Genomic DNA, 14,529 nt, shown 5'->3' with positions numbered 1-14,529 from the left:
GGTGCCATGAAACAGCGTCTTGCGATCCTTGTGCTGAGTCTGTCAGCCTGCGCGGTCTGGTCCGCCCCTTTGGCGGGGCTGGACCAACTGCGCGGCGCGGATGTGGTGATCCTTGGCGAGGTACATGATAATCCCGCCCATCACCTGTGGCAGGCCGAGGCCGTGGAGGTCCTTGCCCCCGCAGCGGTTGTGTTCGAGATGCTGTCGCCCGACCAGGCGACGCGGATCACACCCGATCTGCTTGCCTCTCCAGATGCATTGGCGGCTGAAATCGGGTGGGATCAATCGGGCTGGCCAGAGTTCGCATTGTATCAGCCCCTGTTTGCAGCCCTGGGCGAGGCTGCGATCTTCGGCGCGGCGCTGCCTTATGAGGATGTGCGCGCGGCGGTGAGTGAGGGGGCGGCTGCGCGATTCGCAGGCGACCCGCAGGCGTTCTTGCTCGATCAGCCCCTTCCCGAAAATCAACAGGCACTGCGCGAAGAGATGCAGGCCGAAGCGCATTGCAATGCGCTTCCCGCCGCGCTGCTGCCGGGCATGGTCGAAGCCCAGAGACTGCGGGACGCGGGCTTTGCCGCGCGGGTGCTGGAGGCGCTGGAGGAGACCGGTGGTCCGGTGGTGCTGATCACCGGCAATGGTCATGCGCGCACCGATTGGGCGGTGCCCGCGATGATTGCGCTGGCCGCGCCAGAGCTGTCCGTGATCAGCGTGGGGCAGTTCGAATCGGAAGCGGAGGCAGGCGTACCCTTCGACCTGTGGCGCGTGACAGAGCCCGCCGAACGGGACGATCCCTGCGCGGCGTTTCAGTGACGGGCCTGTAAATCTCTGGGAATGTGCTGCCGGGGGCGCGATTGCGCAGGAACGGGCAGGGAGGTGAAGCGGCGCCGCCTCGAAAAGGCGCGCGGTCTGTCGGTCTTCGTGGAAGCTTCCGGGAATTCCCCCGTCCACCTGCACCCTTGTCAGGGGTGGTCTGAGGCATCGGGAGGGACCGGGCCACGCTGTTGCAGTCGGTTAACCGGCGGTCAGATTGGCAGATCTTCCTGAAGATGGGATTAACCGGGGCGCTGTTTGTCCGATGGGAATTTCGCTGCGCATCGCGCATCGACCCGCGCGGCCCGTTCCGGGCCGCGACCTGCCGGGGTTTGTGGCGGCTTGTGATGGGGGAACGGGGCGACTAGGTTGAGCGTCAGAAAATGACCAATGGGCGGAGGTCCCATGCTGGCGGACAAGCGCATTCTTCTGATCATCGGTGGCGGCATCGCGGCCTTCAAATCGCTTGACCTGATCCGCCGATTGCGGGAGCAGGGCGCTGAAGTGGTGCCGGTTCTGACCCGCGCAGGCGAGGAGTTCGTGACGCCGCTTTCCGCCTCGGCACTGGCGGCGCAAAAGGTCTATCGGGATCTCTTCGACCTGACGGACGAGGCCGAGATGGGCCATATCGAGCTGAGCCGTGCCGCTGATCTGGTCGTCGTTGCCCCCGCCACCGCCGACCTGATGGCGAAGATGGCGAACGGGCTGGCGAATGACCTGGCCTCGACCCTGTTGATGGCCACCGACAAGCGCGTGCTGATCGCGCCCGCGATGAACGTGCGGATGTGGGAGCATCCGGCGACGCAGCGCAATCTGGCGACATTGCAGGGCGATGGGGTGCTGGTGGTCGGCCCCGATGAGGGCGCGATGGCCTGCGGTGAATTCGGGCCCGGGCGCATGGCGGAGGTGCCCGACATTGTGGCCGCCATTGGCGCGGCCCTGTCGGACGGGCCGTTGAAAGGGCGGCATGTGCTGGTGACCTCTGGCCCCACCCATGAGCCGATTGACCCGGTGCGTTATATCGCCAACCGATCCTCTGGCGCGCAGGGAACTGCGCTCGCTGCCGCGCTGCGTGGCCTTGGTGCATCGGTCACGTTCGTAACAGGGCCTGCGCGGGTCGCTCCGCCCGCAGGCGTGAAGGTGGTCAAGGTCGAAACCGCGCGCGAGATGCTGGATGCGGTCGAGGCCGCGCTGCCCGCAGATGCCGCCGTGTTTGCTGCCGCCGTGGCCGATTGGCGGGTGGCCAATGCGACCGACCGCAAGATGAAGAAGACCGAAGGGGCGGGCCTGCCCTCGCTCGATTTCGCAGAGAACCCGGATATCCTGAAGACCGTGTCGCAGATGGGCGACGGACGCCCTGGCCTCGTCGTGGGCTTTGCTGCCGAGACCCATGACGTGGAGGCCAACGCCACCGCGAAACGGGCGCGCAAGGGGTGTGACTGGATCGTGGCGAATGACGTTTCGCCTGCGACCGGCATCATGGGCGGGTCGGAAAACAAGGTCTCCATCGTGACGGCGGAGGGCGTCGAGGACTGGCCGCGCCTGTCGAAGGAAGAAACCGCCCGGCGGCTGGCGGCGCGCATTGCCGAGGCGCTGGCGCGGTGAGGCTGCCTCCGGCGGGGGTATTTGGGCAAAGAAGAAGGGGCAGGGCATGGCGGTGACCATCAGGGTGCTGCGAGAGGATTGGGCCGATCCCGGCGTGGCCTTGCCGTCTTATGAAACGGCAGGGGCGGCGGGGGCCGATCTGCGCGCGAATTTGATGCCCGAGAACCGGGAAGGCGGCCTTGTACTGGCCCCGATGGAGCGGCGGATCGTGCCCACGGGGCTGCGGGTCGAGATACCGGACGGGTACGAGATGCAGATCAGGCCCCGGTCGGGTCTGGCGCTGAAACACGGGATTTCGCTGCCGAATACGCCCGGCACCATCGACAGCGATTATCGCGGGCCTTTGGGGGTGCTGCTGATCAATTATGGGTCTGAGCCGTTCCCGATTGCCCATGGCGACCGCATCGCGCAGGCGATTGTTGCGCCCGTGGTTCAGGCCGTGTTCGACGTGGCCGAGGGCCTGTCCGACAGTCACCGGGGCGCGGGCGGGTTTGGCTCCACGGGGCGCGGCTGATGGGGGTGGTTCTGGCCATGGCGGCGGCGCTTTGGGGCGTGGGCTGGCTGATGGGCGCGCCGGTGCGGGCGAGGCTGGTGATGCTGCTGGTGCTCTACATGGCGGTCCTGCTGGTGCAGGTGGCGTTGCCCGAGGCGCATCCCTTGCGGGTTGGCACGGGTGGGTCGCCCGCCCCTTGGCTGATGCTGGGCGGGGTCGTTGTGCTGGTGCTGGCCTATCGTGAGGGGTTGCGGCGGCTGCGGGCGCGGGCCGAGGCCGTTGAGGGTGCGCGCGAGGCCGACGCGCCGAAACCTGCAGGTTCGTTTTCGGGCGAGGAACTGGAACGCTACGCCCGCCATATCACCCTGCGCGAAGTGGGCGGACCGGGGCAAAAGCGGCTGAAACAAGCCAAGGTGCTGGTTGTCGGGGCAGGGGGGCTGGGATCGCCGGTACTGCTCTACCTTGCGGCGGCAGGTGTGGGGCGGCTTGGCGTCATCGACCATGACGAGGTGGACCTGAGCAACCTGCAAAGGCAGATCATCCATACCGATCAGGCGCAGGGAGTACCCAAGGTGTTTTCGGCCCGCGAGCGGATGCTGGCCGTGAACCCTCACATTGATGTGCGCCCCTATCACCGTGAACTGACGGCGGAGATCGCGGAGGCGCTGTTTGCCGACTATGACCTGATCGTGGATGGCACCGATGCCTGGCCCATCCGTGACCTGATCAACCGGGCGGCCGTCGCCACGGGTAAACCCGTTGTGTCCGGCGCGATCTCGGCCTGGGAGGGGCAGGTGACGATCTACGATCCCGCCCGTGGCGCGCCCTGCATGGCCTGCGTCTTCCCCGATGCGCCCGCGCCGGGCATGGCGGCGACCTGTTCGGAAACCGGGGTCATTGGCGCGTTGCCAGGTGTCATCGGTGCCATGATGGCGGGCGAGGTGGTGAAGCTGATTGCTGGCGCGGGCGAGCCGCTGCGCGGGCGGATGCTGATCTATGATGCGCTTTACGCAGAAACCCGGCTGATCACCATGAAGCGCAATGAAATGTGCCCGGTCTGCGGCGGCTGACCCTTGCGTGTTGCCAAGGCCGCGCCATACTGCCCCCATAACAAAACAGGGAGTCTTTCCAATGAAACGCCTTGCTGCCGCCGCGCTGGCCCTTGCCGCGCTGGCCCCCGTTTCGGCCCTTGCCGATGGTCACATGCCCAATCTCGAAGGCCGCGAAGTGGTGATCGTCACCGAAAACGCCTATCCGCCTTTGCAGTTCGTCGATCCCAATACCGGCCAGCCCGCCGGGTGGGAATATGACGCGATGGAGATCATCGCCGAGCGGCTGAACATCACCGTGGTCTACGAGACCATCAGCTGGGACGCGATGATTGCCGCTGTCTCCGAGGGCCAGTTCGACATGGGCATGACCGGCATCACCATCCGCGAAGATCGGGCCGAGATGGTCGATTTCTCCGACAGCTACATGACCAGCCAGATGCGCATGCTGGTGCGCGCCGGGGAAACCCGGTTCACGGATGCCGAAAGCTTTGCCGCCGATGAGGATTTCCTGATGGGCAGCCAGGCGGGCACGACACCCTTCTATGTGGGCGTCTACGAGGTGCTGGATGGCAACGAAGCCAACCCGCGCATTCAGCTGTTCGAAACTTTTGGTGCCGCCGTGCAGGGCCTGCTGACCGAGGATGTAGACATGGTGCTGACCGATTCCACAGGTGGCGAGGGCTATGTTCGTGCCAACCCCGATCGGCTGGCCATCATCGGCGATCCGCTTGGAACCGAGGATTTCGGCTTCATCTTCCCGCGCGGCTCGGACCTGGTCGGGCCGATGAACGCGGCGATTGCGTCCATGCGCGAGGATGGCACGCTGGATGAACTGAACCAGCGCTGGTTCGTCGATTACAGCTTTGGCGGCTGAGCCGTCTTTGCCCCGGTCCGCGCAGGGCCGGGGCCTTTCTCGCGCATGATCCCTTCCCCCCAAAGCGACAAGGATTTCCCCTGGTGGCTGCTCGCCGTGGCCGGGTTGGGGCTGTTCGCCTTCTGGCAGGTGCTGGCCGATGATCAGTACCGGCAGGTTCTGACGACCCTGCAACGGGGCATTGGGATCACGATTTTCGTCACCATCGTGGCCTTCTTCACCGCCGCCACCGTGGGGCTTGGGCTGGCGCTGGCCAGTCAGTCGCGGTCACTGATCCTGCGCCAATGCGCAAGGTTCTATGTGGAGGTCATACGGGGCATCCCGATCCTTGTGCTGCTGCTTTACGTGGCCTTCGTGCTGGCCCCGGCGCTGGTCGCGGGCTGGAACTGGGTGGCGGGGCAGATCGGTCTCGACCCGATCCGCACCCGTGATTTCAGCCTGCTGTGGCGCGCGATCCTGGCGCTGTCCATCGCCTATTCCGCCTTTCTGGCAGAGGTCTTTCGCGCCGGGCTGCAATCGGTGGACAAGGGCCAGATCGAGGCCGCCGAGGCCCTTGGCCTCAACCGCCGCCAGCGCTTTCGCCATATCGTCTTCCCGCAGGCCATTCGGGTGATCCTGCCGCCCTTGGGCAATGATTTCGTTGCGATGGTGAAGGACAGCTCTCTGGTCTCGGTTCTGGGCGTGCTCGACATCACGCAACTGGGCAAGGTCACGGCGGCGGGCAATTTCCGCTATTTCGAGACCTATAACGTGGTGGCGCTGATCTACCTGACGATGACGATCACCCTCTCGCTCGGTCTGCGCCAAGTGGAGAAATCCATGCGCAAGGGCCACTCGGACCGCTAACCCCGCATTAAGGTTAACGCAGGCCCCCTTCTTCTTGGCAAAAATACTCCCGTCGGAGGCGTCCCGCCCTCGCCACCCGCGCAGGCCTCGCCTATCTTTCTCCCAAAGGAGACACATAATGACGAACCCGCTTTTGCAGGATTGGGACACCCCCTTCGCCCTGCCACCCTTTGCCCAGATCGAAGACACCCATTTCGCCCCCGCGCTGGACCATGCGCTGGACCAGGGCCGCGCCGCGATCAGGGCCATTGCCAACAACCCGGAGCCACCCACCTTCGCCAATACGATCGAGGCACTGGAACGGGCCGACCGGCTGCTCGACCGGGTGGCGGGCGTCTTCTACAACCTTGCGGGCGCTGATGCGAACCCGACCCGCGAGGCATTGCAGCGGGACATGGCGCCGAAGCTCTCGGCCTATTCCTCCGAGATCACCAACAACCGCGCACTGTGGCAGCGGATCGACACGCTATGGCAGAACCGCGAAAGCCTCGGCCTGAGCCCGGAGCAGGAGCGCGTTCTCTACCTGACGCATCGCAGTTTCACGCGGGCAGGTGCTGCGCTGGAGGGGGCGGATCGTGACCGGCTGACCGACGTGAAATCGCGGCTTGCCGTGCTTGGCACGCAGTTCACGCAGAACCTGCTGGCCGATGAGCGTAGCTGGTTCATGGAACTGTCCGAGGACGATCTGGAGGGCCTGCCGGGCTTCGTCGTTGATGCCGCCCGCGCGGCAGGGAAAGAGAAGGGCGCGGATGGCCCGGTGGTGACCCTGTCACGGTCACTGATCGTGTCGTTCCTGCAATTCTCCCCCCGTCGTGATCTGCGCGAAAAGGCCATGCAGGCCTGGGCGGCGCGGGGCGCAAACGGCGGCGAAACCGACAACCGGGCGATAGCTGCCGAAACGCTGGCCCTGCGCGAGGAACGCGCGCGGTTGTTGGGCTACGAGAGCTTCGCCGCCTTCAAGCTGGATACCGAGATGGCGGGCAAACCGGACAATGTGCGCGATCTGCTGATGCAGGTCTGGGAACCCGCCAAGGCGCAGGCCGAGCGCGACGCGGAGCGCCTGACCGAGATGATGCAGGCCGATGGCATCAACGGCGATCTGGAGCCCTGGGACTGGCGGTATTATTCGGAGAAACGCCGGGTGGCGGAACATGATCTGGATGAGGCGGAGCTGAAACCCTATTTCCAGCTCGACAGCATGATCGAGGCGGCGTTTGACTGTGCGAACCGGCTCTTCGGCCTCGATTTTGCGCCGCTTGATGCAGCGATGTATCACCCCGATGTGCGGGCGTGGGAGGTCACGCGGAGTGGCCGTCACATGGCGGTATTCCTCGGGGACTATTTCGCGCGCGGGTCCAAACGTTCGGGCGCGTGGTGTTCGGCGATGCGGTCGCAATCCAAGCTTGATGGCGAGGAACGCCCAATCGTGGTCAATGTCTGCAACTTCGCCAAACCCGCCGAGGGCGCGCCGGCGCTGCTGAGTTACGACGACGCGCGGACCCTGTTCCACGAGTTCGGCCACGCGCTGCATCAGATGCTGTCCGATGTGACCTACGGCTCGATTTCGGGCACATCGGTGGCGCGCGATTTCGTGGAACTGCCGAGCCAGCTCTATGAGCACTGGCTCGACGTGCCGGAAGTTTTGGAAAAGCACGCCCGCCACGCGGACACCGGCCAGCCGATGCCAAAGGATCTGCTGGACCGCCTCTTGGCAGCGCGGACCTATGATATGGGGTTTCAGACGGTGGAATACGTGGCATCCGCTCTGGTCGATCTCGATTTCCACGACGGGGCCGCACCCGCCGACCCGATGGCGGCGCAGGCGGAGACACTGGCCCGCATCGGGATGCCGCGCGCGATTGTCATGCGCCACGCAACGCCGCAATTCGCGCATGTCTTCTCGGGCGACGGCTATTCCTCGGGCTACTACAGCTACATGTGGTCCGAGGTGATGGATGCCGATGCGTTCGAGGCCTTTGAGGAAGCGGGCGATGTGTTTGACCCGGCGACGGCGGCGAAGCTGGAACGGTTCATCCTGTCAGCGGGCGGCAGCGAAGAGGCGGACGCGCTCTATACCGCCTTCCGGGGCCGGATGCCGGGTGTGGAGGCGCTGCTGAAGGGCCGGGGGCTGGACAGCGCGGCTTGAATAAAAAAGGGCGGTCCCGGTGGCCGCCCTGTCCCTTATTCCCACTCGCCGGAAAATCCCTTGGGCACCAGGATGTTCTGCCGCCCGAGGTTGGTCAGCTGGCGTTCTCCGCACAGCGCCATGTTGGTGTCCAGTTCCTTGTGGATCACCTCCAGCGCCTTGGTCACGCCTTCTTCGCCCATGGCGCCAAGGCCGTAAACAAAAGCGCGCCCGATATAGGTGCCCTTGGCGCCCATGGCGACGGCCTTCAGCACGTCCTGGCCCGAGCGAATGCCGCCGTCGATATGGACCTCCACCCGGTCGCCCACGGCGTCCAGGATCGGTTGCAGCATGCGGATGGAACTGAGCGCCCCGTCGATCTGCCGCCCGCCATGGTTCGAGACGATGATTGCGTCAGCCCCCAGATCGGCGGCTTTGACGGCATCTTCTGCATCGAGGATGCCCTTCAGGATCACCTTGCCGCCCCACATGTCCATCAGCTGCTTCACCCGGTCCCAGTCGAGCGCGTGGTCGAATTTCTCTGCCGTCCATGAGGTCAGCGAGGCGGGATCGGTGATGCCCTCCACATGGCCCACCACGTTGCGGAAAGTGCGGCGCTTGGTGCCGAGCATCCCAAGGCCCCATCGCCACTTGGTCGACAGGTTGATCATGTTGGCGAGCGTGGGTTTCGGCGGGGCGGAGAGGCCGTTCTTGAGGTCCTTGTGCCGCTGGCCGAGCATCTGCAGGTCGAGCGTGATGACCAGCGCCGAACAGCCCGCGTCGCGGGCGCGCCCGATCAGGCGGCGCATGTAGTCGTCATCGGTCAGCGTGTAGACCTGGAACCAGAAGGGCTTCGATGTCTGTTCGGCCACATCCTCGATGGAACAGATCGAGAGGGTCGACAGCGTGAAGGGCACGCCGAACTTCTCGGCGGCGCGGGCGGCCTTGATCTCACCATCAGCGCATTGCATCCCCGTCATGCCCACGGGGGCGAGCGCCACCGGCATGGACACGTCCTGACCAACCATTTTTGTTGCGGTGCTGCGGTTGGTCATGTCCACCGCCACCCGCTGCCGCAGCCGGATCTGGCTGAAATCGCTGACATTTTCACGGAATGTCTGTTCCGTCCAGCTGCCTGATTCCGCGTAATCGTAGAACATCTTGGGGGTGCGCCGCTTATAGATGCGCTTGAGATCGTCGATATTGGTAATGACGGGCATGGGATCTCCTCCAAGATTGGTGAGAAATTCTTACCAATATGTGCGCGTGTTCACAACGACCTTTTTCCGGTTACTCTGCCGCAGGGGACAAGACGCGGAGGGAGACATGTTTTTCGACGATTTGCCCGTAGGTTACCGGTTCAAGACCGAGGCGCGGACGCTGCCCTTGGCCGAGATCGTGGGCTTTGCCCGCAGGTGGGACCCGCAGCCTTTCCATACCGATCCCGAAGCGGCGAAGGAGTCCCCCTATGGTGGGATCATCGCCAGCGGGTTCCACACCATCCTGACTGCCTTCGTCCTGTCTCTTGAAGCGGATGTGTGGAACGAGGCGTCGTTGGGGTCTCCGGGTCTGGACGAGTTGCGGTGGATGAAGCCGGTCTATCCCGGCGATACGCTGCATGCAGAGGCAGAGGTGATCGGCTCCACCCCGTCGCAGTCGCGGCCCGACCGGGGGCGGACCGAAATCCAGTACCGGATCTACAACCAGGACGGCGAAGAGGTCGCGAAATACCGCGCGACGCATATCCTTAGGCGGCAGGTGGGTTAGCCGAACGCCGACAGGACGGTGACCAGCCCCGGCAGAAGCGTCGGTGCGCCCGGGGCTGTCGTTGCGATCATGGCGATAGTGCCGGGGGCAGCGGCAATCAGGGCGGGCGCGAAGCTTCCCAGGGACAAGGCAATCATCGGACTCAGGCCCGATGCGCGCCGTCTGCCAGCGATTTGACGAAGCTCAGCACCTCGGCCACCGGCTTGCCCGCTGCGATTTCGGACACGATGGCGGAGCCGACGACGGCCCCATCCGCGACGGACGCGATGGCCTGAGAGGTCTCGGGCGTGCGGATGCCAAAGCCCACGATCACGGGCAGGTCGGTCTGCGATTTGATCCGCGCGACCTCGGGGGCCACATCGGTGGCTTCGGCGGCGGCGGCCCCGGTGATGCCGGTGATCGAGACGTAATAAACGAAGCCGGACGTGTTCTGCAGCACTTTGGGCAGGCGGTCGTCATCGGTTGTGGGGGTGGCTAGACGGATGAAGTTGAGGCCCGCCTTCTGGGCCGGAATGCACAGCTCCTCGTCCTCTTCCGGCGGAAGGTCCACCACGATCAGCCCGTCGATCCCGGCGGCCTTGGCATCGACAAGGAACTTATCCACGCCCCGGCTGTAGATCGGGTTGTAATACCCCATCAGCACGATCGGGGTGGTGTCGTCGGTTTTGCGGAACTCGGCAGCCATATCGAGCGTCTTTTGCAGGGTCTGCCCGGCCTCCAGCGCGCGCTGACCGGCAATCTGGATCGTGGGGCCATCGGCCATCGGATCGGTGAAGGGCAGGCCAAGTTCGATGATGTCCACGCCCGCGCCGGGCAGGCCTTTCATGATCTCCAGCGAGGTGGCGTAGTCGGGGTCACCGGCCATGATGTAGGACACGAAGGCTTTCTTCCCCTCGTCCTTCAGGGCAGCGAATTTGGCGTTGATCCGGGTCATGGCAATTCCTCGCAAGTCTTCCGGCCCCGTTTGGCGAATGTCTGCGAGGAAATCAATGGGGCTTGGCGGTCAATCCTTGTTCCATGGGGCAGTGATCATCCAATGCACTCCGTAGCGATCCGTCAACATGCCGAAGCCTTCGGTCCATGCGTTCGGGGCGAAGCCTCGGATCAGGATGAAGCAGCATTCGCGCTCGAACCGATCGAAAACAGACCCGGCCCGGTCGAGGCTGGAAAACGCGGCCCTCACCCAGAAGCCGCCACCGGGCTCGGTGGCACCGGTGAGGTCATCCGCCCCCATCAGAACCCCTTCTTCGTAGGTCATCTCGCAATGCGCCAGCCATTCTGCCCGATCTGGCGGCACATACATCGTGTCACCGTGGTCGATGTACATGTCCTTGGCTTCAGTAGCCGGAAGCGCGCTGGTCACTCGGCCATTGAGGAGGTCGGCATAGGTATCCATCGCCTGTCGGCACTGGCCCTGAAACATGAGGTAGGGGATTGGCTGCATCGGAAACTCCTGGGGTCGATCCCCCTGAGCATAGCACGAGGCCCGTTGCAGTAGGATGCCCAAGGCCGTAGAAGGCGCCGGAACAAAGGATGCGGAGGGCCAGATGGGCTTCAAGATGGGTATTGTCGGGCTGCCGAATGTGGGCAAGTCCACGCTGTTCAACGCGCTGACCAAGACGGCGGCGGCGCAGGCGGCGAATTTTCCCTTCTGCACGATCGAGCCCAATGTGGGCGATGTTGCGGTGCCTGACCCGCGGCTGGACAAGCTGGCGGCAATCGCAGGGTCCAAGCAGATCATACCCGCCCGCATGACATTCGTCGATATCGCGGGGCTGGTGAAGGGCGCATCCAAGGGAGAGGGGCTGGGGAACCAATTCCTCGCCAATATCCGCGAAACCGATGCCATCGCGCAGGTTTTGCGCTGCTTCGAGGATGACGACATCACTCATGTCGATGGCCGGATCGACCCGATTGCGGATGCCGAGACCATCGAGACCGAGCTGATGCTGGCCGATCTGGAAAGCATCGAAAAGCGCCGCGCGAACCTCGTCCGCAAGCTGAAGGGCAACGACAAGGAAGCGCAGCAGCAGGACCGGCTGCTGGCCGAGGCACAGGCGATGCTGGAAGACGGCAAGCCCGCGCGGCTGGTCGAGGTCAGCGCCGAGGACGCGAAGGCTTGGAAGATGCTGCAACTGCTGACCACCAAGCCGGTGCTTTATGTCTGCAACGTCGATGAAGGCTCTGCGGCTGAGGGCAATGAATTCTCGGCGAAAGTAGAGGACATGGCCCGCGAACAGGGCGCGGCGACTGTGATCATCTCGGCCCAGATCGAGGAAGAGATCAGCCAGCTCGACGCCGAGGAAGCCGAGATGTTCCTGGGCGAAATGGGGCTGGAGGAGGCCGGGCTCGACCGGTTGATCCGCGCGGGCTATGGCCTGCTGAATCTTGAGACCTATTTCACCGTCGGCCCGAAAGAGGCTCGCGCCTGGACCATCCGCCGGGGCACCGCCGCGCCGCAGGCCGCGGGCGTCATCCACGGTGATTTCGAGCGCGGTTTCATCCGGGCCGAAACCATCGCCTATGACGATTACATCGCCTGCAATGGCGAAACCGGCGCCAAGGAAGCGGGCAAGATGCGGGTCGAGGGCAAGACCTATACCGTCAAGGACGGTGACGTCCTGCATTTCCTGTTCAATGCGTGAAGCCATTCTCAATTAAGGCAAAACTGCTGCAATTCTTCCCCAATTGTGACGAGATATCAGTCCATTGCCGTCTTGGGGGCACTTGATTGGTGCATAGAGATGTCGCGACCGAATACTGTCAGTGCTTTTTGCCTGGACGAATGCGGGGCTGTTACCACAGACTGGGTGCCGCTTGTCAGCGCGACGGTGGGGCTTGGCCTTGCGGTTGCCGGCGTTGTCAGTGGTGGGCTGGAAAGTCTCGCCGGCAGTATTCGTGATACTCTGAATTCCGATATTATCGCGGGAGGATCCGGTGAAGCCTCGGGCGCCGGTTCCGGTGCCGCGGGTGGCGATGACGGGCTGGTCGAGCTGGTCTTCAACGATTTCACCAATGGGGATCAGGGCTGGATTACCATGGCCGACGAGCATGACGACCCGCTGCTCGAAGGCATGCTTGGTCCCTACTACGATCAAAGCGGTGCCCCGGTCCTGCTGAACACCTACACATTCGATCCCGACACAGGCTATGCGATGTTCGAGTTCGATCTGACCACCATCGGCAATTGGGAGGCAGCAGACCAGATGCGGCTCTTCGTCAACGGGGTGATGATCGACGCGACGCGGCTGGCGGGTGGCAGCACCAACAGCGTAGCCAGCGATGGATCCGACGAAACACTTGTATCCTACAACTTCATCGAGCGCGAAAGCGTCAGCCGCGATGTGACCGAGGAACGGCTGGAAATCGCGGCCGCCTGGTACGAGGCCGAGGCTGATGGTGCCCGTTATGAAGCCATCCGTTCCAACGTGAACACGCAGAGCGAATACACCGTGCAGGTGGTCGTGCAGAACCCGAGCGAACAGATCCAATTTGGAATTGGCCGTATCGGCGATGACCCTTATGGCGGCGAGGCCTGGGCCATCGACAATGTGGGATCCTACGGGTCGGACATTCTGCCGGTAGAGTTCAACGGCGAATAAAACCGGTCAGTCCACCTTGACGATCAGTTTGCCGGTGTTCTCGCCCCGGTAAAGCATCCCGATCGCGTCCATCGCGGCCTCTGGCCCGTCGAGGATGTGTTCCCGCACGCTGATCTTGCCCTCGCGCAGCCATCCCGCCAAGGCGGTGCGGGCCTCGTGCAGCCTGTCCTTGTAGTCGAAGATCAGGAACCCCTGCATCCGGGCGCGCGCCACCAGCAATTGCCGGTGAACGCGCGGGCCAACGGGCAGCGGATCCCATTCGGTGATCGCCGCCGTGCCGCAGATTGTGATCCGTGCCCCAACGGCAAGCCTGGTCATTACCGCGTCAGAGATCGGCCCGCAGGTATTGTCGAAATAGCAATCGACTCCATCTGGGCAGGCGGCGGCGACAGCGCTGGCCACATCCCCGGCCTTGTAGTCGATGGCGGCGTCATAGCCGAACTCCTCTCGGCACTGGCGGACCTTCTCGGCCCCGCCCGCAATGCCGACGGTCCGGCAGCCGATGACCTTGGCAATCTGCCCCACGGCAGACCCGACGGCCCCCGCAGCGGTCGAGACCACGACCGTATCGCCCGCCTTGGCCGCACAGGAGTCCAACAACCCGAAATAGGCGGTGGTGCCATTCAGCCCCATGATCCCGAGCGCGTAGCTGCGCGGCAGGTCGGTCTCCGTCACCTTGCGCCCGATGTTGGACCCGTCGCTGATCGCATGAGTCTGCCAGCCCAGAAGTCCCTCGACCACGTTACCCTCGGCATAGCCGGGATGGCGGCTGGCGATGACCTCGCCAACGGCGAAGCTGCGCATGGGGTCACCAAGCGCCACGGGGGGCGAGTAGTTCGGCACGTCATTGGCCCATCCCCGCATCGCGGGGTCCACGGACCAGTGGCTGACGCGGATCAGGACCTGCCCTTCGGCCAGCACCGGCACGTCGACCTCCCGGATGGCAAAATGCTCGGGCTTCGGGACACCAACCGGGCGGCTGGCGAGAATGACCTGGGTGTTTTTCATGAGGGGCCTCCTGTCCGGGCGATCCTGCCTGCCCCCCCTGCAGAACGCAATGCACTAACCGAAGATTGCCGCGTTGCCCCCGCGGATATCAAAAGCGCGCCCGCAAAGGCAAATTTCCCCTTGTTCCCCGGTTTGCAGACGGATACACCCGCCAGCGGAGACGTGGCCGAGTGGTCGAAGGCGCTCCCCTGCTAAGGGAGTAGGCCCGGAAGGGTCTCGAGGGTTCGAATCCCTTCGTCTCCGCCATAAAAATCCAATTAGACCTTGTTATTAAAGGAAAAATCTGGATTTTGAGGTTGCCGTTCCCACACATGTTCCCACACTTGACCTTTGTTCGGTCCACCCAAGGC

At 64.0% G+C, this 14,529-nt stretch carries 15 protein-coding genes and 1 tRNA gene; 11 read left to right on the top strand and 5 right to left on the bottom strand.

The features are described from left to right. Positions 1–6: 6 nt before the first annotated feature. The 7 genes from ACOOEX_RS16345 to ACOOEX_RS16315 all read left to right on the top strand — a co-directional run bounded on the left by ACOOEX_RS16345 (position 7) and on the right by ACOOEX_RS16315 (position 7,823). Positions 7–807, top strand: a complete 801-nt coding sequence (locus ACOOEX_RS16345; RefSeq protein ID WP_420395824.1) for a ChaN family lipoprotein — start codon at positions 7–9, stop codon at positions 805–807. A gap of 405 nt (positions 808–1,212) precedes the next feature. Then, positions 1,213–2,412: a bifunctional phosphopantothenoylcysteine decarboxylase/phosphopantothenate--cysteine ligase CoaBC gene (coaBC, locus tag ACOOEX_RS16340; RefSeq protein ID WP_420395823.1), complete on the top strand. Its 1,200-nt coding sequence runs from the start codon at positions 1,213–1,215 to the stop codon at positions 2,410–2,412. Positions 2,413–2,458: 46 nt separating this feature from the next. Next, positions 2,459–2,926 carry a dUTP diphosphatase gene (gene dut / locus ACOOEX_RS16335; protein ID WP_420395822.1) on the top strand — a complete coding sequence of 156 codons (468 nt, stop codon included), beginning with the start codon at positions 2,459–2,461 and terminating at the stop codon, positions 2,924–2,926. After that, positions 2,926–3,975, top strand: coding sequence for a HesA/MoeB/ThiF family protein (locus tag ACOOEX_RS16330; RefSeq protein ID WP_420395821.1), 1,050 nt, complete (start codon positions 2,926–2,928; stop codon positions 3,973–3,975). Before dut ends, ACOOEX_RS16330 begins: the two co-directional genes overlap by 1 nt. Before the next feature lie 61 nt (positions 3,976–4,036). After that, entirely contained in the window at positions 4,037–4,831 is a 795-nt protein-coding gene (locus ACOOEX_RS16325; protein WP_420395820.1) for a substrate-binding periplasmic protein, read from the top strand. A gap of 45 nt (positions 4,832–4,876) precedes the next feature. Beyond that, on the top strand, positions 4,877–5,677 hold the full coding sequence (locus tag ACOOEX_RS16320) for an amino acid ABC transporter permease (protein WP_420395819.1): 801 nt from the start codon (positions 4,877–4,879) through the stop codon (positions 5,675–5,677). Between the two features lie 118 nt (positions 5,678–5,795). Beyond that, on the top strand, positions 5,796–7,823 hold the full coding sequence (locus tag ACOOEX_RS16315) for a M3 family metallopeptidase (RefSeq protein WP_420395818.1): 2,028 nt from the start codon (positions 5,796–5,798) through the stop codon (positions 7,821–7,823). A 35-nt stretch (positions 7,824–7,858) separates the two neighbouring features. Here the strand turns inward: ACOOEX_RS16315 and ACOOEX_RS16310 are convergent, their stop codons facing one another. After that, the gene (locus tag ACOOEX_RS16310; RefSeq protein ID WP_420395817.1) at positions 7,859–9,022 is read right to left on the bottom strand and encodes an alpha-hydroxy acid oxidase; all 1,164 of its coding nucleotides are present in this window, start codon (positions 9,020–9,022) and stop codon (positions 7,859–7,861) included. A 106-nt stretch (positions 9,023–9,128) separates the two neighbouring features. Here ACOOEX_RS16310 and ACOOEX_RS16305 point away from each other — a divergent pair, with 106 nt between their 5' ends. Further along, complete coding sequence (locus ACOOEX_RS16305) at positions 9,129–9,569, top strand: MaoC family dehydratase (protein ID WP_420395816.1); 441 nt, start codon at positions 9,129–9,131, stop codon at positions 9,567–9,569. On the opposite strand, the gene ACOOEX_RS16300 is transcribed toward ACOOEX_RS16305, so the two are convergent. The 3 genes from ACOOEX_RS16300 to ACOOEX_RS16290 all read right to left on the bottom strand — a co-directional run bounded on the left by ACOOEX_RS16300 (position 9,566) and on the right by ACOOEX_RS16290 (position 11,013). After that, positions 9,566–9,706 (bottom strand): hypothetical protein, encoded by a 141-nt coding sequence (locus ACOOEX_RS16300; RefSeq protein ID WP_306047580.1) that lies wholly within the window; start codon positions 9,704–9,706, stop codon positions 9,566–9,568. The two genes, ACOOEX_RS16305 and ACOOEX_RS16300, sit on opposite strands and share 4 nt — an antisense overlap. Positions 9,707–9,711: 5 nt before the next feature. Further along, the gene (trpA, locus tag ACOOEX_RS16295) at positions 9,712–10,503 is read right to left on the bottom strand and encodes a tryptophan synthase subunit alpha (protein WP_420395815.1); all 792 of its coding nucleotides are present in this window, start codon (positions 10,501–10,503) and stop codon (positions 9,712–9,714) included. Between the two features lie 69 nt (positions 10,504–10,572). After that, entirely contained in the window at positions 10,573–11,013 is a 441-nt protein-coding gene (locus ACOOEX_RS16290) for a hypothetical protein (protein WP_420395814.1), read from the bottom strand. Positions 11,014–11,116: 103 nt separating this feature from the next. Between ACOOEX_RS16290 and ychF the strand changes: the two genes are divergently transcribed. Next, complete coding sequence (gene ychF, locus ACOOEX_RS16285) at positions 11,117–12,214, top strand: redox-regulated ATPase YchF (RefSeq protein ID WP_420395813.1); 1,098 nt, start codon at positions 11,117–11,119, stop codon at positions 12,212–12,214. Positions 12,215–12,313: 99 nt separating this feature from the next. Next, the gene (locus tag ACOOEX_RS16280) at positions 12,314–13,171 is read left to right on the top strand and encodes a hypothetical protein (RefSeq protein ID WP_420395812.1); all 858 of its coding nucleotides are present in this window, start codon (positions 12,314–12,316) and stop codon (positions 13,169–13,171) included. Between the two features lie 6 nt (positions 13,172–13,177). On the opposite strand, the gene ACOOEX_RS16275 is transcribed toward ACOOEX_RS16280, so the two are convergent. Next, positions 13,178–14,179: an NADP-dependent oxidoreductase gene (locus tag ACOOEX_RS16275; RefSeq protein WP_420395811.1), complete on the bottom strand. Its 1,002-nt coding sequence runs from the start codon at positions 14,177–14,179 to the stop codon at positions 13,178–13,180. A 156-nt stretch (positions 14,180–14,335) separates the two neighbouring features. Between ACOOEX_RS16275 and ACOOEX_RS16270 the strand changes: the two genes are divergently transcribed. Next, positions 14,336–14,425 (top strand) — tRNA-Ser (locus ACOOEX_RS16270). The last annotated feature ends 104 nt before the right edge of the window (positions 14,426–14,529 follow it).

The sequence above is a fragment of the Nioella sp. genome, from assembly GCF_965215655.1.
Taxonomy (GTDB): domain Bacteria; phylum Pseudomonadota; class Alphaproteobacteria; order Rhodobacterales; family Rhodobacteraceae; genus Nioella.
This window is presented reverse-complemented; position numbering and strand designations above follow the sequence as displayed.